General features: G+C 65.7%; 20 protein-coding genes. 10 read left to right on the forward strand and 10 right to left on the reverse strand.

Annotated features, from left to right (window positions below; genetic code table 11):
• The first annotated feature begins 4 nt into the window (after positions 1–4).
• Positions 5–1027 carry a magnesium and cobalt transport protein CorA gene (locus ACMZ91_RS02860; protein ID WP_012510579.1) on the forward strand — a complete coding sequence of 341 codons (1023 nt, stop codon included), beginning with the start codon at positions 5–7 and terminating at the stop codon, positions 1025–1027.
• Between the two features lie 140 nt (positions 1028–1167).
• Here the strand turns inward: ACMZ91_RS02860 and ACMZ91_RS02865 are convergent, their stop codons facing one another.
• The 4 genes from ACMZ91_RS02865 to ACMZ91_RS02880 all read right to left on the reverse strand — a co-directional run bounded on the left by ACMZ91_RS02865 (position 1168) and on the right by ACMZ91_RS02880 (position 5520).
• Positions 1168–2532: an NAD-dependent succinate-semialdehyde dehydrogenase gene (locus tag ACMZ91_RS02865; RefSeq protein WP_049463576.1), complete on the reverse strand. Its 1365-nt coding sequence runs from the start codon at positions 2530–2532 to the stop codon at positions 1168–1170.
• 83 nt (positions 2533–2615) lie between these two features.
• Positions 2616–3458 carry an ABC transporter permease subunit gene (locus tag ACMZ91_RS02870; protein ID WP_008267688.1) on the reverse strand — a complete coding sequence of 281 codons (843 nt, stop codon included), beginning with the start codon at positions 3456–3458 and terminating at the stop codon, positions 2616–2618.
• Entirely contained in the window at positions 3455–4387 is a 933-nt protein-coding gene (locus tag ACMZ91_RS02875; RefSeq protein ID WP_049399899.1) for an ABC transporter permease subunit, read from the reverse strand. The genes ACMZ91_RS02870 and ACMZ91_RS02875 overlap by 4 nt, the downstream gene beginning before the upstream one ends.
• Entirely contained in the window at positions 4384–5520 is a 1137-nt protein-coding gene (locus tag ACMZ91_RS02880; RefSeq protein ID WP_032130239.1) for an ABC transporter ATP-binding protein, read from the reverse strand. The genes ACMZ91_RS02875 and ACMZ91_RS02880 overlap by 4 nt, the downstream gene beginning before the upstream one ends.
• Before the next feature lie 272 nt (positions 5521–5792).
• On the opposite strand from ACMZ91_RS02880, the gene ACMZ91_RS02885 reads away from it, so the two are divergent.
• The gene (locus ACMZ91_RS02885; RefSeq protein ID WP_197655847.1) at positions 5793–7193 is read left to right on the forward strand and encodes a flavin-containing monooxygenase; all 1401 of its coding nucleotides are present in this window, start codon (positions 5793–5795) and stop codon (positions 7191–7193) included.
• 39 nt (positions 7194–7232) lie between these two features.
• Here ACMZ91_RS02885 and ACMZ91_RS02890 read toward each other — a convergent pair whose 3' ends face one another.
• The 3 genes from ACMZ91_RS02890 to ACMZ91_RS02900 all read right to left on the reverse strand — a co-directional run bounded on the left by ACMZ91_RS02890 (position 7233) and on the right by ACMZ91_RS02900 (position 10589).
• Entirely contained in the window at positions 7233–8342 is a 1110-nt protein-coding gene (locus ACMZ91_RS02890; RefSeq protein WP_134951116.1) for a polyamine ABC transporter substrate-binding protein, read from the reverse strand.
• 91 nt (positions 8343–8433) lie between these two features.
• Positions 8434–9831 carry a glutamine synthetase family protein gene (locus ACMZ91_RS02895; RefSeq protein ID WP_049423285.1) on the reverse strand — a complete coding sequence of 466 codons (1398 nt, stop codon included), beginning with the start codon at positions 9829–9831 and terminating at the stop codon, positions 8434–8436.
• Positions 9828–10589, reverse strand: a complete 762-nt coding sequence (locus tag ACMZ91_RS02900) for a gamma-glutamyl-gamma-aminobutyrate hydrolase family protein (protein WP_121503810.1) — start codon at positions 10587–10589, stop codon at positions 9828–9830. The genes ACMZ91_RS02895 and ACMZ91_RS02900 overlap by 4 nt, the downstream gene beginning before the upstream one ends.
• Positions 10590–10789: 200 nt before the next feature.
• On the opposite strand from ACMZ91_RS02900, the gene ACMZ91_RS02905 reads away from it, so the two are divergent.
• The 3 genes from ACMZ91_RS02905 (at position 10790) to ACMZ91_RS02915 (ending at position 15480) form a co-directional block, all read left to right on the forward strand.
• Entirely contained in the window at positions 10790–12028 is a 1239-nt protein-coding gene (locus ACMZ91_RS02905; RefSeq protein WP_414577576.1) for an NAD(P)/FAD-dependent oxidoreductase, read from the forward strand.
• Positions 12029–12079: 51 nt separating this feature from the next.
• A complete protein-coding gene (locus tag ACMZ91_RS02910; RefSeq protein ID WP_414577552.1) occupies positions 12080–13678 on the forward strand; it encodes an MASE1 domain-containing protein in 1599 nt (532 codons plus the stop codon).
• A 206-nt stretch (positions 13679–13884) separates the two neighbouring features.
• Positions 13885–15480: an MASE1 domain-containing protein gene (locus tag ACMZ91_RS02915; RefSeq protein WP_053093343.1), complete on the forward strand. Its 1596-nt coding sequence runs from the start codon at positions 13885–13887 to the stop codon at positions 15478–15480.
• A gap of 96 nt (positions 15481–15576) precedes the next feature.
• Here ACMZ91_RS02915 and ACMZ91_RS02920 read toward each other — a convergent pair whose 3' ends face one another.
• Positions 15577–15918, reverse strand: coding sequence for a hypothetical protein (locus ACMZ91_RS02920; RefSeq protein WP_223224650.1), 342 nt, complete (start codon positions 15916–15918; stop codon positions 15577–15579).
• 396 nt (positions 15919–16314) lie between these two features.
• On the opposite strand from ACMZ91_RS02920, the gene ACMZ91_RS02925 reads away from it, so the two are divergent.
• The 3 genes from ACMZ91_RS02925 (at position 16315) to ACMZ91_RS02935 (ending at position 19881) form a co-directional block, all read left to right on the forward strand.
• A complete protein-coding gene (locus ACMZ91_RS02925) occupies positions 16315–17883 on the forward strand; it encodes an MASE1 domain-containing protein (protein ID WP_414577555.1) in 1569 nt (522 codons plus the stop codon).
• A gap of 107 nt (positions 17884–17990) precedes the next feature.
• On the forward strand, positions 17991–19334 hold the full coding sequence (locus tag ACMZ91_RS02930) for a diguanylate cyclase (RefSeq protein WP_032127881.1): 1344 nt from the start codon (positions 17991–17993) through the stop codon (positions 19332–19334).
• Between the two features lie 85 nt (positions 19335–19419).
• On the forward strand, positions 19420–19881 hold the full coding sequence (locus ACMZ91_RS02935) for a bacteriohemerythrin (RefSeq protein WP_004151683.1): 462 nt from the start codon (positions 19420–19422) through the stop codon (positions 19879–19881).
• Here ACMZ91_RS02935 and ACMZ91_RS02940 read toward each other — a convergent pair.
• The gene (locus tag ACMZ91_RS02940) at positions 19862–21163 is read right to left on the reverse strand and encodes an MFS transporter (protein WP_032127882.1); all 1302 of its coding nucleotides are present in this window, start codon (positions 21161–21163) and stop codon (positions 19862–19864) included. The genes ACMZ91_RS02935 and ACMZ91_RS02940 overlap by 20 nt on opposite strands.
• A gap of 147 nt (positions 21164–21310) precedes the next feature.
• Between ACMZ91_RS02940 and ACMZ91_RS02945 the strand changes: the two genes are divergently transcribed.
• Positions 21311–21952 carry a membrane protein gene (locus ACMZ91_RS02945; protein WP_049463585.1) on the forward strand — a complete coding sequence of 214 codons (642 nt, stop codon included), beginning with the start codon at positions 21311–21313 and terminating at the stop codon, positions 21950–21952.
• A gap of 153 nt (positions 21953–22105) precedes the next feature.
• Here the strand turns inward: ACMZ91_RS02945 and ACMZ91_RS02950 are convergent, their stop codons facing one another.
• Positions 22106–23602 (reverse strand): aldehyde dehydrogenase, encoded by a 1497-nt coding sequence (locus ACMZ91_RS02950; RefSeq protein WP_049463587.1) that lies wholly within the window; start codon positions 23600–23602, stop codon positions 22106–22108.
• Between the two features lie 104 nt (positions 23603–23706).
• Between ACMZ91_RS02950 and aptA the strand changes: the two genes are divergently transcribed.
• The gene (gene aptA, locus ACMZ91_RS02955) at positions 23707–25059 is read left to right on the forward strand and encodes an omega-aminotransferase AptA (RefSeq protein ID WP_049463588.1); all 1353 of its coding nucleotides are present in this window, start codon (positions 23707–23709) and stop codon (positions 25057–25059) included.
• Positions 25060–25104: the final 45 nt, after the last annotated feature.

Consider the following 25104-nt stretch of genomic DNA (forward strand, 5'->3'; position numbering starts at 1 on the left):
CACGATGGCGGGCATGTCATTGCCCGCCTCTGCTGCCGCGCCCGCCTCGGCCAACCCCGCCTGCGTCATCAACTGCGTCCACTACGATGACGAGGGCAAACGCCACGACATCACCCTGGACGCCATCAGCGATGTCATTGCCAGTGGCAACGGCTTCGTCTGGGTCGGCCTGTACGACCCCAATGATGATGTGCTGTTGAAACTGCAGGAAGAGTTCTGCCTGCACGACCTGGCCATCGAGGATGCGCGCAACGCGCACCAGCGGCCCAAGGTCGAGACCTACGGCAATTCCATGTTCGTGGTGGTGACCACCGCGCAGATGGTGGACGAGCGCATCCAGTACGGCGAAACCCATGCCTTCCTCGGCCCGCGCTTCCTGGTGACGGTACGCCATGGCGCTTCGCTGTCCTATGCCCCGGTGCGTGCGCGGGTGGAACGCGAGCCGCAGCTGCTGAAGATGGGCCCGTCGTACTGCCTGTACGCGGTGACCGACTTCGTGGTCGACAACTACCTGCCCATCGTGCACCGCTTCCGCGACACCCTGGAGCTGCTGGAGAAGGACATCTTCGCCGACACCTACAAGCGCAGCACGGTGGTGCGGCTGTACGAGCTCAAGCGCGAGCTGAACAAGATGCGGATGGCGGTGGCGCCGCTGCAGGATGTGCTGGCGCAGCTGCGCCGCTACCAGGGCGAGCTGATCCCCGACGAAGTGAAGCTGTACATCCGCGACGTCCACGACCACGCAGTACGCATCAGCGATGTGATCGACACCCTGCGTGAGATGCTGGGCACCGCGCTGAGCGTGAACCTGTCGCTGGTGACGCTGGCGCAGGGCGAGACGGTCAAGCGGCTGGGTGCATGGGCCGCGCTGCTGGCGGCGCCGACACTGATCACCAGCTGGTACGGCATGAACTTCAGCCACATGCCTGAGCTGAGCGAGCCGTGGTCGTACCCGCTGATGATCGTGGGCGTGGGCGGTGTGTGCGTGGGCTTGTACCGGTTGTTCAAGCGCGCGAAGTGGTTGTGAGGGGTATCGACCAACGGTCGATACCCACCGGACCGGTAGGCCACGACCGTTGGTCGTGGCGCATGGCCCGCTTCTGGTAGTGCCGGCCGCTGGCCGGCAACCAGGCAATGCCGGCCAGCGGCCGGCACTACCGTTCGGCATCAAGCCACGTAGACGGTCTTGATGTTCATGAACTCATGGATGCCGTGGTCGGCCAGCTCCCGGCCGAAACCGGACTGTTTGCTGCCGCCGAACGGAAGCCGCGCGTCGCTCTTGACGATGGCGTTGACGAACGCGGCACCGCATTCCATGCGCTGCGCGAAACGTTCGCCGCGCACCGGATCGCGCGTCCACACGCTGCCGCCCAGGCCGAAGCGGGTGTCGTTGGCCACGCGCAGTGCCTCGGCCTCGTCAGCGACACGGATCACCGCAGCCACCGGCCCGAACAGCTCCTCGTCGTAGGCCGGCATGCCCGGGCCGACCTGATCGAGCACGGTGGCCGGATAGCCGGCATGTGTACCCGCAATCGGCTCACCACCCAGCAGTACCCGCGCGCCCTTGGCCACGCTGGCCCTCACCTGCTTGTGCAGTTCGTCGCGCAGGTCCGCGCGCGCCATCGGCGCCAGCGTGGTACCGCGCTCGTCCGGATCACCGTACTGGCGCTCGCCCGCGGCTTCCACGAAGCGCCGGGTGAACTCATCGGCCACCGCCTCGACCACGATGAAGCGCTTGGCCGCGATGCAGGTCTGCCCGCTGTTATCGAAGCGCGACTTCACCGCCGCCGCCACGGTCTTGTCGAGGTCGGCATCGTCGAGCACCACGAAGGCATCGCTGCCACCCAGCTCCATCACCGACTTCTTCAGCTGGCTGCCCGCGTTGGACGCGATCGAGCGCCCTGCCCGCTCGCTGCCGGTCAGCGTCACCGCCTTCACCCGTGCGTCGCGCAGCACCTCGGCCGCCTGGTCGTTGTCGATGTGCAGTACATCGAACACGCCGTCAGGCAGGCCACCGTCACGGCATACCGCCAGGATCAGGTCGGCGCACTGCGGCACGTTGCTGGCGTGTTTGAGCAGGGCCACGTTGCCTGCCATGAACGCCGGGGCGAGGAAACGGAACACCTGCCAGATCGGGAAATTCCACGGCATCACCGCGAACACGCAGCCGATCGGCTCGTACCGCACATAGCTGCGCTGGGCTTCGGTGTCGATCAGCTGCGGCTTGAGATAGTCGGCGGCGTGGTCGGCGTAGAACTCGCAGGCCGCCGCGCACTTGTCGACCTCGGCCAACGCCTCTGCCTTGAGCTTGCCCATCTCGTGGGTCATCGCCTGCTGCAGATCGTCGCGGCGCGCACGCAGTTGGCCAGCGATCTGCTTGAGGATCGCCCCCCGCTCCTGCAGCGAGCGCTCGGCCCAACCGGGGAATGCATCGGCAGCAGCCTGCAGGCGCTGCTCGATGTCGGCAGCACCCATCAGTTCATGGCGGTAGGTCACCTGGCCGGTGGCCGGGTCGACAATCTCGACGGTCATGGGGGATCTCCATCTGGAAGACCCCCATTGTGCGCCGCCGGCCGTGAGCCGGGTGTTGCCGACGCTGTCGACAAACCGTGTGCTCAGCCGTTGTCCTGGCGTGCCAGCTGCAGGTCGCGCTGGCGCCGTTTCTCGGCACGCGCGTTGATGTACCAGCCGATCACCGCGGCGATCGACACCGCCGACACCAGCAGGGTGGCCAACGCGTTGATCTTCGGGCTGATGCCCATGCGCACCGAGGCGAACACCTTCATCGGCAGCGTGGTCGAGCCCGGCGTGGCGACGAAGCTGGCCACCACCACGTCATCCAGCGACAGGGTGAACGCCAGCAGCCAACCGGCCACCAGCGCCGGCGCGATGATCGGCAGGGTGATGCGCCCGAACACGGTCAGCCGGCTCGCGCCCAGGTCCATCGCGGCTTCTTCCAGCGACAGGTCCATTTCCTGCAGCCGCGAGGACACCACCACGGTGACGAAGCACAGGGTGAAGGTGACGTGGGCGATCCAGATGGTGGTCAGGCCACGCGCCGGGAAGCCGGGAATCGCGCCCATCGAGGCCAGCAGCGCCATCAGCGAGAAGCCCAGGATCACATCCGGCATCACCAGCGGCGCGGTCACCAGCGCGCCGAACAGCGGCTTGCCACGGAAGCGCTTGAAGCGCGTCATCACCATTGCCGCCAGCGTGCCCAACACGGTGGCGGTACAGGCGGTCCAGAACGCGACCACCAGGCTGGTCCACATCGCATCCATCAGCGCGCGGTCGGCGAACAGGTCGCTGTAGGCGCGGGTGGAGAACCCGGCCCAGACCATCGCCAGCCGCGAGCTGTTGAACGAATAGAACATCAACAACAGGATCGGCAGGTACAGGAAGGCGAAGCCGAGCAGCAGCACGCCCAGCCCGAGGCCCTTTGCGCTACGCGGGCTCATGCCTGCTTCCCTTCCAGCAGGCGCTGCTGGGAACGGTTGAACAGCAGGATCGGCACCAGCAGCAACAGGATCATCGCCACCGCCATCGCCGAGGCGCCCGGCCAGTTGCGGTTGTTGAAGAACTCGTTCCACAGCTGGCGGCCCACCATCAGCGTCTCCGAGCCACCCAGCATTTCCGGGATCACGAATTCACCAATGGCCGGAATCATCACCAGCATGCAGCCGGCGATGATGCCCGCCTTGGACAACGGCAGGGTGATGCGCAGGAACGCCTGCCACGGCTTGGCACCAAGGTCGTAGGCGGCTTCCAGCAGGCGGTGGTCATGCTTGACCAGATTGGCGTACAGCGGCAGCACCATGAACGGCAGATAGCAGTAGACGATGCCGATATAGGCGGCGGTCGGGGTGTCGATCAGCTGCAGTTTCGGCAGGCCCATCGACGTCATCAGCGTCTGCAGGCCGGTGAACTGCAGGAACTGGTCGAGCAGGCCGTTGCGGTCCAGGATCGCCTTCCATGCATACACGCGGATCAGGAACGAGGTCCACGACGGCAGCACCACCAGCATCATTGCCACGTTGCGTGCGGCGGGCGACAGGCGGGCGATGGCATAGGCCATCGGGTAGCCGATCAGCAGGGTCAGGAAAGTAGAGATCGCCGCGATCTTGATCGAGCTCAGGAACGCCTGCGCATAGATCGAGTCGCGGAACAGCGCCAGGTAGTTTTCCAGGTTCAGCTTCAGCGAGAAGCCGCCGTCCGCATACTGCAGCAGCCAGGTGTACGGCGGCGAGCCGACCCGGCTGAGCGAGAAGCTGATCATCAGCACGATCAGGAACGGCACTGCGAAGAACAGCAGCAGCCACAGATACGGAATGCCGATCACCGTGGCACGCAGCCCCGGCAGCCAGCGCTTCAGGCCGGCGACGCTCATGAGGTCAGCACCACGCCGTCGTTGTCGCGCCAGTGCACCCACACCTCGTCGCCCCAGGTGAGGCCATCACTGGCCCAGCGCTGCGAGTTGGCGAAGTTGGCCAGTACCTTGGCACCGCTGGGCAGGCGCACGTGGTAGACCGAATGGCTGCCGAAGTAGGCAATGTCCTCGATCACGCCCTGCGCCTTGTTGGTGTGCCCTTCCGGCTCATCCTTGCCGATCATCACCTTCTCCGGGCGCAGCGCGAACGCGACCGGCTGCCCTTCATAGCCGGTGATGCCATGGGCGATGTAGATCGGCGCCGGGAACAGCGGCGAGCGCACGGTCACGTACTCGGGAAGGTCCTCGTCGATCACCCCGTCGAACAGGTTGACCGAACCGATGAACTCGGCGACGAAGCGGTTGGCCGGCTGCTCGTAGACCTCGTCCGGCTTGCCGACCTGCTGGATCCAGCCGGCATCCATCACCGCGATGCGGGTGGCCATGGTCATCGCTTCTTCCTGGTCGTGGGTGACCATCACGCAGGTCACACCCGACGATTCAATGATGCTGACCAGTTCCAGCTGCATCTGCGAGCGCAGTTTCTTGTCCAGCGCGCCCATCGGCTCGTCCAGCAACAGCAGCTTCGGCCCTTTGGCCAGCGACCGCGCCAGCGCCACGCGCTGCTGCTGGCCGCCGGACAGCTGATGCGGCTTGCGCTTGCCCAGGTGCCCCATCTGCACCAGGTCCAGCATCTCGCCCACGCGCTTGCTGATCGCATCCTTGCCCAGGCCATCCTGCTTCAGGCCGAAGGCAATGTTCTGCTCGACCGTCATGTGCGGGAACAGGGCATAGGACTGGAACATCATGTTGACCGGCCGCTGGTACGGCGGCAGCGCGTCCAGGCGCTGACCATCGAGGGTGATGCTGCCCTTGGTGGGCGTCTCGAAGCCGCCCAGGCAGCGCAGCAGGGTCGATTTGCCACTGCCGGAGCCACCGAGCAGGGCAAAGATCTCGCCCTTGCGCACGTCCAGATTGACGTCGTCAACGGCGACGAAACCGTCGAATTCCTTGCGCAGGTCACGAATGGAGAGATAGCCGGGCGCACCGGTCGTGTCGACGACGGTGGCTACCGGCTGGGCTTCAACGGGCATGGGGGCTCCGGGAGCGGGCGGTGGACAGCGGCCGCCATTCTAACGGCCGGGGGGCCCAGGGGATATGACGGCGGCAGGCGGAAGCGGCCGCTGGCCAGCCCCGGGGGCCCTGGGAGTGTCGGTTTTCCCCCGCCATGGTGGCCTGTCCGCTCCAAGGCCGCGGCTGCCCGGTCGTCCATGCCGCCGTCCCGGCCAGACACCACAGGCGACGCCTCGATCTGCAACGTTTTTCAGAACCGGATCTGTTGAAGGCCCGGGGCATTCCCCGCGCAATGGCCCGGATCAAGCCCCTGCATGGACCCATCCTGGTGACTTCCCCGGACCGCCCCTCCCCTTTCCCGCCCCGCCTGCCGGGCTCCCTGCCTGCAACGCTGCCGCTGGTCATCATCGGCGCCGGCCAGGCCGGGCTGTCCCTCAGCGCGCTCCTGCAGGAAGCCGGCGTCGAGCATCGCGTGCTGGAGGCCGAAACCGTGGGCGCCAGCTGGCAGCGGCGCTGGGATTCATTCCAGACCAACACCGCCAACGCGACGATGGCCCTGCACGGCCATGCCTATGCGGGCGACGACCCGGAAGGTTTCATGGGGGCCCCCGAGGTGATCCGGCGGCTGCGCGACTATGCCGACGAACGTTCGTTGCCGATCAGCGAAGGTTGTGCGGTTCAGCGGGTCACGCCCGAATCGGGCGGCTATGCCATCGAAACCAGCCACGGATTGATCCGGGCTGGGGCGGTTGTGGTCGCCACCGGCGAGTACCGCCGCGCGCGGATGCCGCGGGTCCCCTTCGCGCCCGCACCGGGTCTGACGGTGCTGCACTCCGGCGACTACCGCAGCCCCCGCCAGCTGCCCGACGGCGGCGTGCTGGTCATTGGCGGTGGCCAGTCCGGCGCGCAGATCGCCCAGGACCTGCGCGACAGCGGTCGCAGCGTGCACTGGTCACTGGCCCAGCGGCATTCGCATACTCGCCGGCTGCGCGGCAAGGACTCGATGACCTGGTGGGACATGGCCGGGCGCATCCACCAGCACGTGAGTGAAGCGGCCGCCGTCCTGGCCGGAGAACCGGATGCGCTGCGCAAGGCCCGCACCGCCGAATTCCCGCTGATTTCCGGCAAGGGACGTGCCGGCCTGGGCAGCTCGATCAGCCTGCTGGCGATGCACCGCGCAGGCATCAGGCTGCTGGGCCGGTTGCAGGGCTTCGATGGAAATGTCGCCCGCTTCGCCGATGTGCGCCCGCAGCTGCGCACCGCGATCGAGGCGACACGGACCGAATATGCCTATCTCGATTCGCTGGCCAGCGCGTACTACGCCACGCGGCCCGAACCGCGCACCGACGATGCCCGCTACATTCCCGAAGAGGTCTATCTGCACTGGGAGCCGGACGCCGCCCCGCGTGAACTGGATCTGCAGGCCGCAGGCATCCGCTCGGTGGTGCTGGCCACCGGCTTCGTCGCCGAATGGCCCTGGCTCGACGTGCAGGGCGTGCTGGACGCACATGGCTATCCGCTCGGCGAGTTCGGCGTTTCACCGCATCCGGGGCTGTTCTTCATCGGCATGCACAACCTGCAGCGGATGAGTTCGTCGTTCCTGTGCAATGGCGGTCGCGATGCACGTGACCTGTTGCCGGCGATCCTGCGGCACCTTGGCCAGGGCGGCGGTACCGCGCCCGGCCAAGGATGAAGCAATCCGCCGGGCATGGCCCGGCGGCGCCAGACCGGCTTAACGGCCGGTCTTCACCTCGGTCCACAGCCGGGTGTAGAGCTTGTCGGTTTCCGGCGTATTGATCGAATAGGTGAACATCTTGTCGGCCACGTCGGCCGGCGGGTAGATGGTCGGGTCGGTACGGATCGCCTCATCCACCAGCGGGGTCGCGGTCGGCACCGGGTTGGCGTAGTGGATGAAGTTGGTGTTGGCCGCGGCAACCTTCGGCTGCAGCAGGTAGTTGATGAACGCGTACGCGGCTTCCGGATGCTTGGCATCCTTCGGGATCGCCAGCATATCGAACCACTGCGGGGCGCCTTCCTTCGGGATCGAATAGGCCACGTGCACGCCATTGCTGGCTTCCTCGGCACGGTCGCGGGCCTGGATGATGTCACCCGACCAGCCGACTACCAGGCAGGTACCGCCGTTGGCCAGCGAACCCACGTACTGCGAGGAGTGGAAGTTCTGCACGTACGGGCGGATCGACTTCAGCAGGTCGGCCGCCTTCTGCAGCTCGGCCGGGTCGCCGCTGTGCGGGTCCAGGCCCAGGTAATGCAGCGCGATCGGGATCATGTCCGCCGGCGTGTCCAGGATGGTCACGCCGCAGTCCTTCATCTTGCTGATGTTCTCCGGCTTGAACACCAGGTCCCAGCTGTTGGCGATGTCGGTGCTGCCGTCGAAGCGCTGCTTCAGCATCTCCACGTTGTAGCCGATGCCGGTAGTGCCGATCATGTACGGCACGCCGTACTGGTTGCCCGGATCCTGGGTGGCGATGCGCTTCATCACCGCCGGGTCCAGATTGGCCAGGTTCGGGATCTTGCTCTTGTCCAGCGGCAGGAACACGCCGGCCTGGATCTGGCGGCCGAAGAAGTTCAGGGTCGGCACTACCACGTCATAGCCGCTGTTGCCAGCCAGCAGCTTGGTCTCGACCATCTCGTCGCTGTCGAACACATCGTAGGTCACCTTGATGCCGCTCTCCTTCTCGAAGGTCGGGATGGTGTCCTCGGCGATGTAATCGCTGTAGTTGTAGACGTTCAGGACCTGGCTGTCCTGCGCGCCGCCGTTGCCACCGCTGCAGGCGGCAAGCATGGCGGAGGCCAGGCCGAGCGTGAGGATACGCAGCTTCATCGGGTGCTCCAGAATGCGGAAAGGGGGGCCGGCGGGGCCGGCGACGGGTGCCAGCCTACCCCCCGGCGGCGGATTTTTCTATTCCAGGTGCTCAGACGTTCAGCAGCAGGAACTCGCGCTCCCACGAGCTGATGACGCGGAAAAAGGTCTCGTATTCCTTGCGCTTGACCGAGATGTAGGCGCGGCAGAAGCGCTCGCCCAGCAGGGCCTGCAGCTCGCTGCACTGCTCCAGGCCGTCCAGTGCTTCGCCCAGCGAGCGCGGCAGGTTGTAGCCCAGTTCCTTGGCACTGCCGGTCACCGGTGCATCCGGTGCCAGCCGCTCGCGGATGCCCAGCAGGCCGCAGGCCAGGGTCGCCGCCATCGCCAGGTACGGGTTGGCATCGGAACCGGCGAAGCGGCTTTCCACGCGCATGTTCTCCGGCGTGTCCAGCGGCACGCGCAGCCCGCAGGTGCGGTTGTCATAGCCCCAGTGCACGTTGCTCGGCGAGACCTCGCCGAACACCAGCCGGCGATAGGAATTCACGTTCGGCGCAAAGAAGGCCATCGCCTGCGGCACGTATTTCTGCAGGCCGCCCAGGTAGTGGCCGAACACCGGGCTGAACTCGCCCTCGGCATGGGTCTCGCCGGCGAACACGTTGCTGCCGTCGCTCACCCGCACCAGGCTCTGGTGGATGTGCATGGCGCTGCCCGGCTCGTTTTCCATCGGCTTGGCCAGGAACGTGGCATACACCCCGTGGCGCATCGCCGCTTCGCGCATGGTGCGCTTGAACAGGAATACCTGGTCGGCCAGGTCCATCGCATCGGCATGGGTGAAGTTGACCTCCAGCTGCGCGGCGCCGGATTCGTGGATCAGCGTGTCCACGTCCAGCTTCATCGCATCAGCGTAGTCGTACATCAGGTCGAGGATCGGGTCGAATTCGTTGACCGCATCGATCGAGTACGACTGCCGCGCGGTTTCCGGACGCCCGGAGCGGCCGGCCGGTGGCAGCAGCGGGAAGTCCGGGTCGGTGTTCTTCTGCACCAGGAAGAACTCCAGCTCCGGCGCCACCACCGGGCGCAGGCCCAACTCGGCGTAGGCCGCCAGCACGCGGCGCAGCACGTTGCGCGGTGCCAGCTCGTGCGGCTCACCGCTCTTGGTGTAGCAATCGTGGATGACCTGCGCGGTGGCATCGGCCGCCCACGGCACCATGCGTACGGTGTCCGGATCGGGGCGCAGCATCATGTCCGAGTCCGACGGCGAGGTCAGGTCGTAGTAATCGTCAGGGAATTCGCCGGTGACGGTGGTGGCGAAGATGCCCTCGGGCAGCCGCGTGCCGTAGTCGTGCGAGAACTTGTCAGCCGGAATGATCTTGCCGCGCGCGTTGCCGGTGATGTCCGGCACCAGGCACTCGACCTCGGTGATGCGCCGCTCCTTCAGCCAACGCAGCAGACTGCTTTCCTGCGGTGCGGGGGGCGTAGCCGTCTTGCGCGGGCGCGTTCGGGAACTCATCGGGAATCCAGTCGGTTCTGTTGGTGCTGCCGGCAAGCTTGGCCGAACGCACGGAAAATAGCGTGATAGAACGGCGAATCCATGACACGCCACTCCGGGTGCCACTGTACGCCGAGCACGAAATCATGGTGCAGGCTGCGTGCCGCCTCGACCAGGCCATCATCGGCCACGGCTTCGACCTGCAGCCCCTGCGCCAGGCGGGCGATACCCTGCCCGTGTACCGAATTGACCTGCGTCCGGTCACTGCCGCTCCACCGCGCCAACCAGCCATCAGCGGCCAGGGTGACCGCGTGGGCCGGCCCGTACTGCACCTCCACCGGCGCCTGCGGGTCTTCGCGGTGGTCGGCCAGGCCAGGCACCGCATGCACCTGCGGATGCAGGCTGCCACCCAGCGCGACGTTCAATTCCTGGAAGCCGCGGCAGATCGCCAGCACCGGCAGGTCCAACGCCAGCGCTTCGCGCAGCAGCCCGAAGGCATTGGCATCGCGGGCCGGGTCGTGCGGATTGCCTGGCCAGCTGCGGCCGCCCTCGTAGTGCTGCGGTTCGATGTTGCTGACCGCGCCGGTCAACAGCAGGCCATCGAGCCCCTGCAGCCAGTCGCCAGCCGGCAAAGGAGGCTGCAGGCTCGGCAATACAACCGGGGTCACTTCGGCAGCCTCGGCCAGCGCGCGCACGTACTTCTCGCCGGCCACCGCAAAGCGGTGATGGCCGAGCACGGTGCTGTCGGTGGGCAGGCCCACCCAGGGCAGGCGGCGCATGGGAAAACTCCTTGGCGTGCCGACACGTTACCCGTCGGCCCGCGAATGCGGCAAGTCGTCGCCGTCACACCATGGCCGTCACGCATCGGCGAAACTAGTCGCGTGAACACTGATCGTCCTCCCCCGCTCCGTCCTTCCGTACTGCGCCTGCGAGGCCGGCGGTGAGCGCCGCCTTCCCGCCCAGCTGGTATGCCGCCAGCCTGCCCGAACCACCCGCACTGCCCCCACTGCAGGGCGATGTGCAGGCCGATGTCGCGGTACTTGGCGCCGGCTACACCGGCCTGACCGCCGCGCTGGAGCTGGCCGCGCGTGGACAGCGCGTAGTGGTGCTGGAAGCCCAGCGGATCGGTTGGGGCGCGTCCGGCCGCAACGGTGGCCAGGCGCTGGTCGGCTATGGCTGCGAGGTGGACGAGCTGGAGCGCCAGCTCGGCCACGACGACGCGCGCCACCTGTTCGACTGGTCGCGTGACGCGGTGCAGGCGATGCGCACCCGCATCGATCGCCACGGCATCGACTGCCATTGGGTGGAAGGCCATGCCAGCGTCGCCATCCGCGAACGGCATGAGCGTGAACTTCTGGCCAACTGCGAGCACCTGCAGCGCCACTACGACTACCCGATGCAATGGTGGGACCGTGATGCCCTGCGCGCACAGCTGGACAGCCCGCGCTACCGCGCCGCGATGTTCGATCCGCTCAGCGCGCACCTGCAACCGCTGGCGTATGCACGCGGCCTGGCCGATGCGGCGCGCGCGGCCGGCGTGGTGATCCACGAGAACTCCGCGGTAACCCGCGTGCAGCGGGGACCACAGCCTTCCCTGCATACCGCTCAGGGCAGCGTGCGCGCTGCGCATCTGGTGGTGGCCGGCAACGCCTGGCTGCAGGGCCTGCTGCCCGAGCTGGAACGGCGGATCATGCCGGTGGGCACCTATATCGGCGCCAGCCAGCCGCTGGGTGCTGAACGCGCCCGGGCCCTGATCGGCAACAACATGGCCGTGGCCGACACCGCATGGGCTCTGGACTACTTCCGCCTCAGCCACGACCACCGCCTGCTGTTCGGCGGCCGCGCCAGCTACTCGGCCCTGCCCCCACCGGGCCTGCGCGGGGCGATGCAGCGGCGCATGCACCAGGTGTTCCCACAGCTGGCCGACGTGGCACTGGACCAGGTCTGGGGCGGCTACGTGGACATCACCCGCAACCGGGCCCCGCATTGGGGCCGGCTGGACGGCAACCTGTACTTCGCGCAGGGGTTCTCCGGCCATGGGGTGGCCGCCGCCGGGCTGGCCGGCGAGGTGATCGCCGCCGCCATTGCCGGCCAGAGCGAGCGTCTGGACGTGTTCCAGCGCATGCGGCATGCGCCCTTCCCCGGTGGCCGGCTGCTGCGCACGCCGCTGCTGGTGGCGGCGATGTCGTGGTACAAGCTGCGGGATGCGTTGTGGTAGCGGAACCCTTCCCGCCCACATAATCGGTGCAGGAGCTGGGGGAGCACGTGGATGCAGTGGTGGAAAGACGGCCTGCTGGTGAGGATACGGGTCAGCCCCGAGGGGCTGGTGCTCGCACTCGTCTATGCCGTCACCTGCTGGGGTGCGCGCAAACTGTCATTGGACCAGTTTTTCCTGCCTGCCGGCGTACGGGTGGCCGCATTGCTGTTGTGCCCGCCTCGACTGTGGCCCTACCTGCTGATTGGTGAATACGCCTACTTCGCGCATCTGCGCATCCCCCTGATCAGCAAATACAACCTGACCTGGGTGATCCTGGCCTCGGTGTTCCTGATGCCTGCCGTGATGCTGATCGTGCGCCTGCACCGGAAGCTGCTGGCACGCACCACGATCGTCGGCGTGATCTCCATCGCGGTATGCGCCGCGACGATCATCAGCCTGCTCAACCTGGGAATCTCGTACCTGCTCTGGGAGCCGTTGCAGAACGCGTCATTCATCACCAACGTGTTGCGCTATGCGCTGGGCGATTTCACCGGCATCCTCATCCTGGCGCCACTCGCACTGCTCTGGATCCGTCGCGCCGAGGAGCAATGGACGCCCCGGTCCGTTGCTGCTGTGGCAGGAGCACTCGCAGCCATGCTGGTCGTTGGCCTGCAGGCGACTCCGGTACCTGCCTCGATCACGGCGCCTGGCTCGCTGCAGTTGTTGTTGATCCTGCCTATTCCCGCAATCGCCCTGACCTGCCTGCTGGGATGGCGCGGTGCGGCCATCGGTGTCGCCGCCGTTAACATGATTCTTGGCGTCAGCACCCCCGCCGACCATCCGACGGCATTCGACCCGGCCACTTTCGCTACCCAGCAGGCCATGGCCAGCATCGCCCTGCTGTTGCTGGGCGCGCGCATCACCCACTTCCAGAACCAGCACCGGTTGCGCGAGGAAGATGGCAGAGCGGCCCTGCAGCTTGCTCGGAATTCACATCTGGCCAGCGAGATGGACCTGCGTGAGCGCGCGGCCCATCTGCGCCAGTTGGGCGATGGCATGGACCTGTCGCTGAGCGAAATGGTGAACTGGCTGCATGCGCAGGGCCATCACGCCGTGGCCGACAGCCTGCGGCATACCTCGGAGGTGCATTCACGCCTGTTCCGGGCCCAGGCCAGCATGATCTATCCCGCCGCCCTGGAACGGCTGGGCTTGTATGTGGCCTTGCAGGCGGGTGGAGTGCGTGAGGCTTGGGGCAATACCCACCGGATCAATCGACCCTGGTTGATGGGCGATCCCTGCGCCCTCAGCCCTGGCTTGCAGCTGGCAGCCTATCGCTCGATCGTCGAGGCAGTGTCCATCCTGCTTGGCAACGAATCCGGTCAACTCACCGTGCGAGCGCGCTGTGGCCGCCTTGGCCGACAGCAAGGAATCTTGCTCGTTGCAGCCATGCTCGATCCACGCCGACGCCTTTCGCAGGCGACGATGATCATGGCCACTGACCAGTTAGCCGGCCGCGTGCTCGCATATCGCGGCACGATTCAATGCCAAGGCAATCGCGTCCGGATCTGCCTCATCGAAGCGGTAAGCGCTCCCCAGACCGGGGCCTACCCGGTTCGTGAAGCCGGTCGGGACAACCCGCTCGACCCGATTGGCCCACCCTCACGGATCTGATACCCAAATCAGAAAACTGCGACGGACTTCACAGCCGCTTGGTGACATCCAATGGCGGCGTGTTCACGGCTGGCGAAAGACCGCCTGACGCCTCCGCCGCCTACGAGATTGCGCCCATCGGCATCAACAGATACTGTCGGGCCTGAAGGATACATTCAGTGTCGCCAGGACTGCGATAGCGCGGTACGAGCAAGGGAGGCTTGGGCTTGAATTGGTTGAAGAGTGGATTTGAACTGAGCTTCCGTATACGACCTGTCGGCCTCGCTCTTGCTGCGCTGTATGCCTTCGCCTGCTGGGGAGCCCGTCACTTCTCCGTTGATCAGTTCTTCCTGCCGGCTGGCATTCGTGTGGCCGCACTGCTGTTGTGTCCGCCCAGGCTCTGGCCGTATCTCATTCTTGGTGAATACGCCTATTTCGCGCCGCTGCGTTATCCAATGATCGAAGAGTACGGGATAAGCTGGGTCATCCTCGGATCGGCGTGTCTGATACCTGCGGTGGCGCTGATCGTCCACCTCCACCGCAAGGCAATGGCATCGACCAGTGAAAGCTGGCTGCTTTCCGTTGCAGCATCCGCAGCACTGGTCGCCAGCGCTCTCAAGCTGGGACTGTCCCACGTGCTTTGGCCGGTCCCGCCAAGCATGCCGTTCTACACGAATGCAGCGCTATTTGTGCTGGGTGACTACATCGCCATCCTGACAGTGGCACCACTTGCATTGCTGTGGCTCCGCCGTCGTGGCGGCTACGACTGGTCTACCTGGCGGCTGCGCCCTACCATCACGGCGCTCAGCGCTCTATGTGCTCTCAGCATTCTCATCGCCACGGCCGGTGCGCGTGATGATGCGGCACGAGCCATATTGCAGCTGTTGATGACCTTGCCCGTAATTGCGCTGACATGCATTCATGGATGGCGAGGTGCTGCTGTGGGCGTACCGCTGATGAACATAATTCTCAGCGTAACCATGCCCAGTACCGGACTACCGGGCTCGTTCGACCAGACAACCTTCTTCACGCAACAGATCATCGCGATCACGGGTACCACCCTCTTGGCTCTGGGCTCACGCATCACTCATCACTATCATCAGCGTGCGCCCACAACGGTTCAGCTACAGGAGCCGCAGACGGTGGTTTTCTCTCGCTCGGCCCACCTGGCCAGTGAGATGGATCTGCGCGAGCGGGCACTGGGCCTGCGCAGGGTAGCTGACGATATTGAAGCAGCCCTTGATGAAACCCTGAAGCTGCTCAGGACACATGGCCAGGAAGGCCCGGCAATCGATCTTCTGCGAACATTTTCCTCACGCTCGCGCAAGTTCCGCGAGCTGACCAGCATGGTCTACCCGACTGAGCTGGAGCACGCTGGGCTCTATGTTGCTCTTCAGGCAGGCGGGCTGAGCGAGGCCTGGGAAGAGACCCACCGAGTGGTCCGCCCCGTACTTCAGGGTGATCCCTGCCAGCTGAGCATGGGTTTACAGCTTGCCGCTTATCGCGTCCTTGCCGAGTCCATGTCTCTGTTGCTCAAGGAAGAACGGGGCCAGATCCAGCTCCGTGCACGTTGCGGACACGTGGGTCAACACAAGGGAATATTGATCACAGCGTCGCTGCTCGATCGCACGAGCACGTTGTCGTCGAGAACTGTCGATCTGGCAATTGAGCGTCTCTCAGCACGTACACAGGCCTACTCTGGCACAGTCAGCTGCCTGGATAACCGGATCCGGATGGTGATGCGTGATACCCACTACGAAATGCAAGGGGACAGCGCGCCGCCGCGAGTGGATGCTCCGATTGACATGCCGGTCAGGTACTGACTCAAAGCCCCGCCAGTTCGCATCAGCAACGGCAGGGAAGCGTACCCGCAGCGGCTCTGGACCACCGCGGGCACTCTACTTGCCATCTACGGTCTTTCACTTTTCGCTGGGGGACGTCTCGACGGACCAGATTGCTCCCTTCCCTTCACCGTGGACAGCCAACGAGAAGTCCGACGCTTGGAACACCAGATGCCTACGCGCCGTCGCCGGCATCGCCAGCCGCTGCGAAGGTAGCGAGACACGGACAGACGAATTTCCGGCCGGCAGTGTCCAGAAAGTGGAATCGATGTTGGCGATGATCAAAACCACTTGGCCCGAAGGATCATTGACCTGGTAGTAGGTCACACCATCGCGCTGAAAGGCATAGACAAACCAAGCCGGATCCAAGCTTAGATTGATGGCGACCGGCTGGCGTTCGCCCAAACCGGCGCTGGCCATCTGGACACCATTGCCCCCCGTTGTACAGCAGGATGCTGAAACCAGCATGGGCATGGATAGCAGAGCTACAGTCGTCGCCGCAACGGAAAATCGGGGAAATCTCACAGGCATCTCCATTTTTGATTGAGTTACTGCATCCGGGTAATTCCGCATTGACCGCGGCAAAAGAGCGCCATGCCACTTCATGGCCGGATAAAATCGTCCGCTGCAAGCGTCAAGGCCGGAGCATCCCCAGCATACCGAGGCCCCCACGGGGGTGCCATCGCACCGACCGGCCCCCGTGTGTATTCTCCATTTTTCCGTTGCACGGCGTGCTATCTGCCGAAGCCGCTGTGCTGTGCTGGGCAGGCCACGCATACGCGGGACCGAGCGTCCCAACCGACCCGGGAGGGTGAAGTGAGCTGGTGGAAGGATGGAATACAGGTAGACGTTCGCTTCCGTCCAGAAGGATTCGCGGTAGCGATCCTATATGCGGCTGCGTGTTTGGTGACGCGGCAACTGTCACTTGACCAGTTCTATCTTCCTGCGGGCGTGCGGATTGCTGCACTTCTGTTGGTACCTGTGCGCCTATGGCCGTACCTTCTGCTTGGCGAATACGCCTATTTCGCACAGATCCGCATGCCAATGGCGACAACCCACGGACTGGCATGGGTCATTCTTGGCTCAATTGGGCTGATGCCTCTGGCAATGCTGATCGTGCGCTTCCATCGCAGACATGTCCCTACCGCGGGCGGATTGTGGCTGCTCTCCCTGTCGTTCTCGGCAGGCATTGCAGTCAGCCTGCTGAACATGGGACTTGCGCGTCTGCTGTGGCCTGGCCCAGACCCGGAAATGATGCTCGAACGGGTGGGACGTACTTTGCTGGGCCAAACCACCGGTATCCTTACGCTTGCCCCACTGGCACTGCTCTGGCTGCGGCGTCACTCCGAACCAGGATGGAGCACCCGCTTCGTTGCTTTCACCGCCACATCTATCGCGCTGATCATGGTGCTTGGATTGGCAATGAAGCTGACACCGGCTACGGCCAACACCACCCGTGAGCAACTCGTCCTGATGGCTTCGCTCCCGGCAATCGCACTTGCCTTCCTGCACGGTTGGCGCGGCGCGGCAATCGCAGTGCCGCTACTGAATCTGATCGTGCTCGCATCTACACCAAGCACTGGGCTACCCGCTTCGTTTGACCTCGGAGCCTTCTCTACGCAGCAGAGCCTTTGCGTAATAAGCGTCGCGCTGCTCGCACTGGGATCTGGTATCAGCCACTATCAACGCAAGTACCAAGAGCATGAAGATAGTGGCCGGAACACAGTAAAGCTGGCGCGCGCCTCGTACCTGGCCGGTGAGCAGGCTCTGCGTTCACGGGCGCTCGAGCTGAAATCAATTGGTGACGGCATGGATATGTCGGTGCAAGGTGTTGTTGACTGGCTCAAGACCCATGGTCACCACGATATCGCGGCAGATCTGGTTCAGACATCTGCAACGCATTCATGGCAATTCCGCCAACAGGCCAGCATGATCTACCCGACTGCAATTGAGCAGATCGGGCTTTACCTCAGCCTGCAAGCCAGCGGCGTACGGGACGGTTGGAACTCCACCGGCCGTATGAATCGACCACAGTTCTCCGGCGACCCCTGCCAGTTGAGCGTGGGTCTGCAACTATCAGCCTATCGCCTACTGATCGATGCAGTGCCGGTCATGCTGAGTCATGAGCCGGGGCAAATACACATCCAGGCACGTTGTGGCCGGCTCGGCCAGCGTCACGGCATCATGTTGAACATCGCACTGTTGGATCGCGATCGTCCACTGACGTCGGCCACCGAAGCTGCACTGATTGATCGGCTCGGCGGACGCCTGATTGCTTACGACGGCGTGCTGCTATGTCGTCACCATCGAATCACGATCATACTCAGCGAATCCCTGCCGTCCCTGGTCCAGGGGGGCAGAGCGCGAAGCAAAAAGTTCGCCTAGCTCCATTCTCCGCGGCATGATGTACGCCGGGCGCTGCATGAGCGGCTAAAGTTACGCCCGAAACCGCCGCTATCCGTGCCGAGCCCTCCTTCGTGAGCCACCGCATCATGCCCGTCCTGCCGCAGGCCGCCGTCGATGGCGACCTGGCCGATCCGCTGCCACAGCGGATCCTGCTGGTCGAAAATTCCCGTGCCTTTACCGGCATGCTGCGCGAAGCCATCGAGCAGCGCCTGGAACTGCCGGTGGTGATCGCCTCCACCCTGGCCGAGGCCGATCGTCTGCTGAGCGAGGGTGGCGGCTGGTTCCTGGTGCTGACCGGGTTGGTGCTGGCCGACGGCGACCGCGATGCGGTGGTCGAGTTCTTCCTCAAGCGCGACCTGCCGACCGTGGTGGTCAGCGGCGTGTACGACGAGGACCTGCGCAAGCGCGTGCTGCAGCAGCAGATCATCGACTACGTACTGAAGAATACCCCCGGCAGCATCGACTACCTGGTGTGGCTGGTGCAGCGGCTGGAACGCAACCGCCGCATCGCGGCGCTGGTGGTGGACGATTCCCCGTCCGCGCGCGGCTATGCCGCCGCCCTGCTGCGCATGTATGGCCATGAGGTGCACGAAGCGGCCGATGGCAACGAGGGCCTGGCCGCGATCGAGGCGCATCCGGCGATCCGCCTGGCGGTGGTCGACCAGGAAATGCCCGGCATGCAGGGCGTGGAATTCACCCGCCGCCTGCGCACCCTGCGCTCACGCGACAAGGTGGCGGTGATCGGCATCTCCGGCAACACCGACGCATCGCTGATCCCGCGCTTCCTGAAGAACGGTGCCAATGACTTCCTGCGCAAGCCATTCTCGCGCGAGGAATTCTTCTGCCGTGTCTCGCAGAACGTGGACCAGCTGGAACTGATCGGCACCCTGCAGGATCTGGCCACCCGCGACTTCCTTACCGGCCTGCCCAACCGCCGCTGCTTCCTGGAACAGAGCCAGCGCCAGCTGCCGCAGCTGCAGCTGCATGGCCAGTGCGTGGCGGTGGCGATGATCGACATCGACCACTTCAAGCACATCAACGACACCCACGGCCACGAGGCCGGCGACGATGCGCTGCGTGCGGTGGCCGGTGCGGTGGCCGCGCATGCACGCAGCCAGGACCTGATCGCACGCTTCGGTGGCGAGGAGTTCTGCCTGCTGGTGCCGGACATGGAACAGGACGAGGCACTGCAGTACTTCGAGGAACTGCGACAGCGCATCGCCGCACTGGAAGTGGACATCGGCACCGCGACGCTTCGCATGACCGTCAGCATCGGCCTGTGCTGCCTGCGCCCGCAGCGTGATGCACTGCATCGGCTGATCTCCGAGGCCGATCGCCAGCTGTACCTGGCCAAGGCCGGTGGCCGCAACCGGGTCAGCTGCACCACGGTGGCCAGCCCGCTGCGCCCGCGCGAGCCTGCGCTACCCTGACCGGCCCGCTTTGATCCAGATCAACGCCGCACCCGCGCGGCGGCTCTACAGTCGGCCCCGACATACGCATGAAGGGGAGCCGGGGATGGCACTACTGGTCTGGCAGGACGATCTGAACATCGGCATCGATGTGATCGACCAACAACACCGCCGCATCATCGAGATGCTCAACCACCTGCACGTGGCCCAGGCCAGCATGCAGCGTGCGGCGGTGGGTGAAGTGATCGACGAGGTCGTGGACTACACCATGTCGCACTTCGCGTTCGAAGAAGAGTTGATGGAAGAAGCGGGCTACCCGTTCTGTGCCGCGCACAAGCGCGTGCATGAGGTCTTCATCAAGCGGGTATCGGAATACCGCATGCGCTTCCAGGCCGGCGAGGACATCAGCGACGAACTGCGCACCATGCTCTCACGCTGGCTGTTCAATCACATCCGCGGTGATGACCAGGCCTATGCCGAACAGGTCAAGGCGCACCTGAACCAGTTCGCCCGCGAGCACCAAGGGGGCGGTTGGCTGGGGCGTACGCTCAAGCGCTTCTTTGGTTGAGCCTCAGGGCGCGCCGGTGCAGTGCCACCAGCGCGCACAGGGTCGCCACCGCAGTCAGGCACAGGTAGTAACCCACCGCGACCAGGCCGAAGCGTTCGGCCAGCCAGGTGGCCAGGTACGGCGCCGGTGCCGCGCCAAGGATGCCGGCCAGGTTGAAAGACAGCGACGCGCCGGTGTAGCGCACCTCCACCGGATAGATCTCGGCCAGGAAGGTGCCACAGGGGCCGTAGGTCAGCCCCATCAGGAACAGGCCCAGGCACAGGAAGCCAGTGACCAGCCACGGGCTGTGCGGCTGGAACAGCGGCGCGAACAGCACACCGAAACCGACGATCAGTACGCTGGCGACGATCATCGTGCGTCGCGTGCCCCAACGATCGCCATAGCGCGCCGACAGCGGGATGCCCAGCGCGAAGAACAGCATGCCGGCCATCTGCATCAGCAGGAACTGCTCGCGGCTGTAGCCCAGCACCGCGGTGCCGTGGCCGAGGCTGAACACCGTCATCAGGTAGAACAGCACAAAGGTGGCGAACGCGCCCAGGGTACCCAGCAGCATCGGTACCGGATGGTCACGCAGCACCGTCCACATCGGCAGCCGCACCGGCGCCTTGCGCTCCAGCGCCTTCTTGAAATCGGGCGTCTCGTGGATGTTCAGGCGCACCCACAGGCCGAGGCCGACCAGCAGTGCGCTGGCCACAAACGGGATACGCCAGCCCCACTGCAGGAAGTCGTCCTGGCTCAGGCAGCGGCCGAGCACCAGGAAAATGCCGGCCGACAGCAGGAAGCCGAGCGGCGCACCCAGCTGCGGGAACATGCCGTACCAGGCGCGCTTGCCCGGCGGTGCGTTCTCGGTGGCCAGCAGCACTGCCCCACCCCACTCGCCGCCCAACCCCAGGCCCTGGCCGAAGCGGCACAGCGCCAACAGCGCGGGGGCCCACAGGCCAATCTGCGCGTGGGTTGGCAGCAAACCGATCAGCACCGTGGACAGGCCCATGGTCAGCAGCGCGGCCACCAGCGTGGCCTTGCGGCCGATACGGTCACCGAAGTGGCCGAACACTGCCGAGCCCACCGGACGCGCGATGAACGCGACCGCGAAGGTCGCCAGTGACTGCAGCAGCGCCGCCTGTTCGCTGCTGTCCGGGAAGAACAGGTGTGGGAACACCAGCACCGCGGCCGTGGCGTAGATGTAGAAATCGAAGAACTCGATGGTGGTGCCGATCAGGCTGGCCAGCAGGACTCGACTGGGGGAATTCACGGACGGCGCGGCAGCGGTGATCGTCGACATCGGCAACACGGGTAACGGCGGATCGCCCGATTCTGCCACGGGCCGGTGGCCGCACGGGGCGATGGTTTCAGCCGACACCGATGCCAACGGAATTTTTCGGGCCACCCGCTAGGCTGCGCCACCGGTCCCTGCATGGATGCTTTGCCGATGACTGCAGTCGCGCTGTCGTGGTCCGATTCGCCGAAGCTGCCGCGCATGGCGGCATGGCTGGTGGTGCTGCTGGTGCATGGGTTGATGGCAGTGTGGCTGCTGGGCAGCGGTAGGATGACGCTGCGCAGCGACGAAGGCGCAAGGATCTCGCTGCGCTGGCTGCCACCGGAACCGCCGACGCTGGCGCCTCTACAGCCTACCCTGCGCTCCGCACAGGTGACGCGTCCGGCCGCTTCGGCGATGCCACGTCCTGCCCCGGCTGCCCAGACAGATTCCACCCTACCAGCCGCAGGGGAAACGGCCGTTGCGGCGCCGCTGATCCTGGGCCTCCCGGCGGGCAGCATCGACGGTGGCGACGGCATCAGCGCTGCGGGTGTCGCTCCGCGCCTTATTGGTCGCCGCGAGATACACCCGGCATTCGCGCCGCGCCGCAATTACTTCCGGATCCGCCGGCAGATGACGCCGGAGCAGATCGTGCATGGCGTAGCGCAACTGCTGGGTTTGTGGCCACCGGGATACATCGTCGACCCCTGCGAGCTGGGCCGGCAGGACATGGATTACTTCCAGAATGCCGTCGAAGAAGCCGACCGCGACATGCTGCGTGCGGCAGTGCTGCAGGTGAGTGCCCGCTGCCGGTAGCTCGACAGCTATATGCTTTATGTAGAGTCGAGCCATGCTCGACTGCTCTTCGCGAGATGCAGCCGAGCATGGCTCGGCTCTACCGAAGAACGAAAAGCAGTCGAGCATGGCTCGACTCTACAAAGAGCGAACAGCGGTCAAGCAGCCACGTCGTTACAACTGGATCCAGGTGGCCTTGATCTCGCTGTACTTGTCGAAGGCGTGCAGTGACTTGTCGCGGCCGTTGCCGGACTGCTTGTAGCCGCCGAACGGTGCGGTCATGTCGCCGCCATCCCAGCCGTTCACCCAGACGCTGCCGGCGCGCAGCTGGCGCGCGACGCGGTGGGCACGGCCCAGATCGCGCGTCCACAGACCGGCGGCCAGCCCGTAGCGGCTGTCGTTGGCCACGCGCACGGCTTCTGCCTCGTCGTCGAAACCGAGCACCGCCAGCACCGGCCCGAACACTTCCTCGCGTGCCAAGGCCTGCTCCGGGCGCACCTGGTCGAACACCGTCGGCTGCACATAGCTGCCACCCGCCTCCACCTCGGCACGATGCCCGCCCAGCAGCAGGCGGGCACCTTCAGCTTCGGCGCGTGCGATATCCCGCATCACCTTGTCCAGATGCGCGGCGTCCACCAGCGCGCCCATCGGCGCGTCGGCGTCCAGCGGATGCTGCGGCTGCATGTGCTGGCCATAAGCAACTACCTGGTGCACGAAATCCTCACGGATCGAGCGCTGCACCAGCAAGCGCGACCCGGCGGTACAGACTTCGCCCTGGTTGAAGAAGATGCCCTGCGCCACGGCCTTGGCCGCCGCGTCCAGATCGGGAGCGTCGGCGAACACCACGTGCGGGCTCTTGCCGCCGCATTCCAGCCAGACCCGCTTGAGGTTGGATCGCCCGGAATACTCCAGCAGCTTCGCGCCGGTGGCAGTGGAACCGGTGAACGCCAGCACATCCACGTCCATGTGCAGGGCCAGCGGTTCGCCAACGCGCGCGCCATGGCCCGGCAGCACGTTCAGCACGCCCTCCGGCAGGCCCGCCTCGGCGGCCAGCGCCGCCAGCCGCAGCGCACTCAGCGGCGACCGCTCGGACGGCTTGAGCACGACCGAGTTGCCCATCGCCAGCGCCGGCGCGATCTTCCAGCAGGCCATCAGCAACGGGAAATTCCACGGCACGATGGCCGCCACCACGCCAGCGGCTTCGCGGGTGACCAGTCCGAGTTCGTGCGGGCCAGTCGGCGCGATCTCGCCATACAGTTTGTCCACCGCTTCGGCGGTCCAGCTCAGGCAGCGCACCACACCGGGCAGGTCGATACGGCGCGCGTCATGCACCGGCTTGCCCATGTCCAGGGTTTCCAGCAGCGCCAGCTCATCGGCGTGCTTCTCCACCAGCGCGGCCAGCGCCAGCAACACGCGCTTGCGATGCGCCGGGCTCGCCTGCGACCAGTGGCCCGCCTCGAAGCTGCGCCGCGCGGCCAGTACCGCGCGTTCGACATCCTGCGCGTCGCAGTCGGCAACCGCGCCCAGCACGCGACCATCGATCGGGCTGATGCAGTCGAAGCGGGCGCCGCTGGCGGCATCGACATAACGGCCATCGATGAAGGCCTGGCCCGGCATCGAGAGCTGAAGGGACAGCGCCCGCCAGTGGCTGCGGTCGGGGAAATCGGCCATGGGAAGCTCCAGCGGTCAACGAGCTTTGGTTATACCGGGACCGCCGCGACTCCACCGTGACGCGGCTGCGCTACATTCGTCGCATCGGACCCGATGGAGCTGGCATGAAGCGTCCCGAAAGCGAGCTGCACGACCTGGCCACCCAGCGCCCCGAGTCACTGGACGCGTACTGGATGCCGTTCACCGCCAACCGCCAGTACAAGGCCGCGCCGCGCATGCTGGTACGCGCCGAAGGCATGCACTACGAGGACGTCGACGGCCGCCAGATCCTCGACGGCACCGCCGGCCTGTGGTGCTGCAACGCCGGCCACGCCCGCCCGCGCATCGTCGAGGCCATCGTCGAGCAGGCACGCACGCTCGACTATTCGCCGGCCTTCCAGATGGGCTCGCCGCCGGCCTTCGCACTGGCGCAGCGGCTGGCCGCACTGGCGCCTGCCCCGCTCAACCATGTGTTCTTCACCAGCTCCGGCTCCGAGGCGGTGGATACCGCGATGAAGATCGCGCTGGCCTATCACCGCCAGCGTGGCGAGGGCCAGCGCACCCGCTTCATCAGCCGCGAGAAGGCTTACCACGGGGTCGGTTTCGGCGGCATGGCGCTGGGTGGGCTGCCCAACAACCGCAGGGCGTTCGGCCTGCAGCTGGGCGGCGTGGACTACCTGCGGCATACCCTGGACCTGCCGCGCAATGCGTTCAGCAAGGGCCTGCCACGCCAGGGCGCCGAGCTGGCCGACGACCTGGAACGGCTGATCGCCCTGCACGACGCCTCGACCATCGCGGCAGTGTTCGTCGAGCCCATTGCCGGTTCGGCCGGGGTGATCCTGCCCGCGCCCGGCTACCTCCAGCGCCTGCGCGAGCTGTGCGACCACCACGGCATCCTGCTGGTGTTCGACGAGGTCATCACCGGTTTCGGCCGGGTCGGCATGCCCTTCGCCGCGCAGCGCTTCGGGGTCACCCCGGACCTGCTGACCTTCGCCAAGGCGGTCAGCAACGGCGCGGTACCGCTGGGTGGCGTGCTGGCCAGCGACGCCGTGCATGCAACCCTGATGCAGGCACCGCCGCAGGCCATCGAGCTGTTCCATGGCTATACCCATTCCGGCCATCCGCTGGCCTGCGCCGCAGCGCTGGCCACGCTGGAGGTCTATGCCGAGGAGCGCCTGTTCGAGCGTGCCATCGAGCTGGGCGAATACTGGCAGGAACGGCTGCACGCGCTGCAGGGCCTGCCCAACGTGATCGACATCCGCAACTTCGGGCTGGTCGGCGCGGTCGAGCTGGCGCCGCGCCGCGATGCCCCCGGCAGCCGTGGCTACGAGGTGTTCCGGCGCTGCTTCCAGGACGGCCGGCTTCTGGTGCGCTGTACCGGCGACATCATCGCGCTGTCGCCACCTCTGATCGTGGACAAGGCGCAGATCGACCAGATCACCAGCACCCTGGGCGAGATGATCCGGGCCACCGCCTGAGCCCGGGCCGGCGGTGGCGAGCGGGTACAATGGGCGGTTCCGCTC

This window comes from Stenotrophomonas sp. FR024 (assembly GCF_047500745.2).
Lineage (GTDB): Bacteria > Pseudomonadota > Gammaproteobacteria > Xanthomonadales > Xanthomonadaceae > Stenotrophomonas > Stenotrophomonas maltophilia_A.

What these genes read in the sequence shown, in the direction of transcription:
- ACMZ91_RS02860 (WP_012510579.1), top strand. Translation starts at nt 5, where the DNA reads ATGGCGGGCATGTCATTGCCCGCCTCTGCTGCCGCGCCCGCCTCGGCC.
- ACMZ91_RS02865 (WP_049463576.1), bottom strand. Translation starts at nt 2,532, where the DNA reads ATGACCGTCGAGATTGTCGACCCGGCCACCGGCCAGGTGACCTACCGC.
- ACMZ91_RS02870 (WP_008267688.1), bottom strand. Translation starts at nt 3,458, where the DNA reads ATGAGCCCGCGTAGCGCAAAGGGCCTCGGGCTGGGCGTGCTGCTGCTC.
- ACMZ91_RS02875 (WP_049399899.1), bottom strand. Translation starts at nt 4,387, where the DNA reads ATGAGCGTCGCCGGCCTGAAGCGCTGGCTGCCGGGGCTGCGTGCCACG.
- ACMZ91_RS02880 (WP_032130239.1), bottom strand. Translation starts at nt 5,520, where the DNA reads ATGCCCGTTGAAGCCCAGCCGGTAGCCACCGTCGTCGACACGACCGGT.
- ACMZ91_RS02885 (WP_197655847.1), top strand. Translation starts at nt 5,793, where the DNA reads ATGGCCCGGATCAAGCCCCTGCATGGACCCATCCTGGTGACTTCCCCG.
- ACMZ91_RS02890 (WP_134951116.1), bottom strand. Translation starts at nt 8,342, where the DNA reads ATGAAGCTGCGTATCCTCACGCTCGGCCTGGCCTCCGCCATGCTTGCC.
- ACMZ91_RS02895 (WP_049423285.1), bottom strand. Translation starts at nt 9,831, where the DNA reads ATGAGTTCCCGAACGCGCCCGCGCAAGACGGCTACGCCCCCCGCACCG.
- ACMZ91_RS02900 (WP_121503810.1), bottom strand. Translation starts at nt 10,589, where the DNA reads ATGCGCCGCCTGCCCTGGGTGGGCCTGCCCACCGACAGCACCGTGCTC.
- ACMZ91_RS02910 (WP_414577552.1), top strand. Translation starts at nt 12,080, where the DNA reads ATGCAGTGGTGGAAAGACGGCCTGCTGGTGAGGATACGGGTCAGCCCC.
- ACMZ91_RS02920 (WP_223224650.1), bottom strand. Translation starts at nt 15,918, where the DNA reads ATGGCCAGCGCCGGTTTGGGCGAACGCCAGCCGGTCGCCATCAATCTA.
- ACMZ91_RS02930 (WP_032127881.1), top strand. Translation starts at nt 17,991, where the DNA reads ATGCCCGTCCTGCCGCAGGCCGCCGTCGATGGCGACCTGGCCGATCCG.
- ACMZ91_RS02935 (WP_004151683.1), top strand. Translation starts at nt 19,420, where the DNA reads ATGGCACTACTGGTCTGGCAGGACGATCTGAACATCGGCATCGATGTG.
- ACMZ91_RS02940 (WP_032127882.1), bottom strand. Translation starts at nt 21,163, where the DNA reads ATGTCGACGATCACCGCTGCCGCGCCGTCCGTGAATTCCCCCAGTCGA.
- ACMZ91_RS02945 (WP_049463585.1), top strand. Translation starts at nt 21,311, where the DNA reads ATGACTGCAGTCGCGCTGTCGTGGTCCGATTCGCCGAAGCTGCCGCGC.
- ACMZ91_RS02950 (WP_049463587.1), bottom strand. Translation starts at nt 23,602, where the DNA reads ATGGCCGATTTCCCCGACCGCAGCCACTGGCGGGCGCTGTCCCTTCAG.
- aptA (WP_049463588.1), top strand. Translation starts at nt 23,707, where the DNA reads ATGAAGCGTCCCGAAAGCGAGCTGCACGACCTGGCCACCCAGCGCCCC.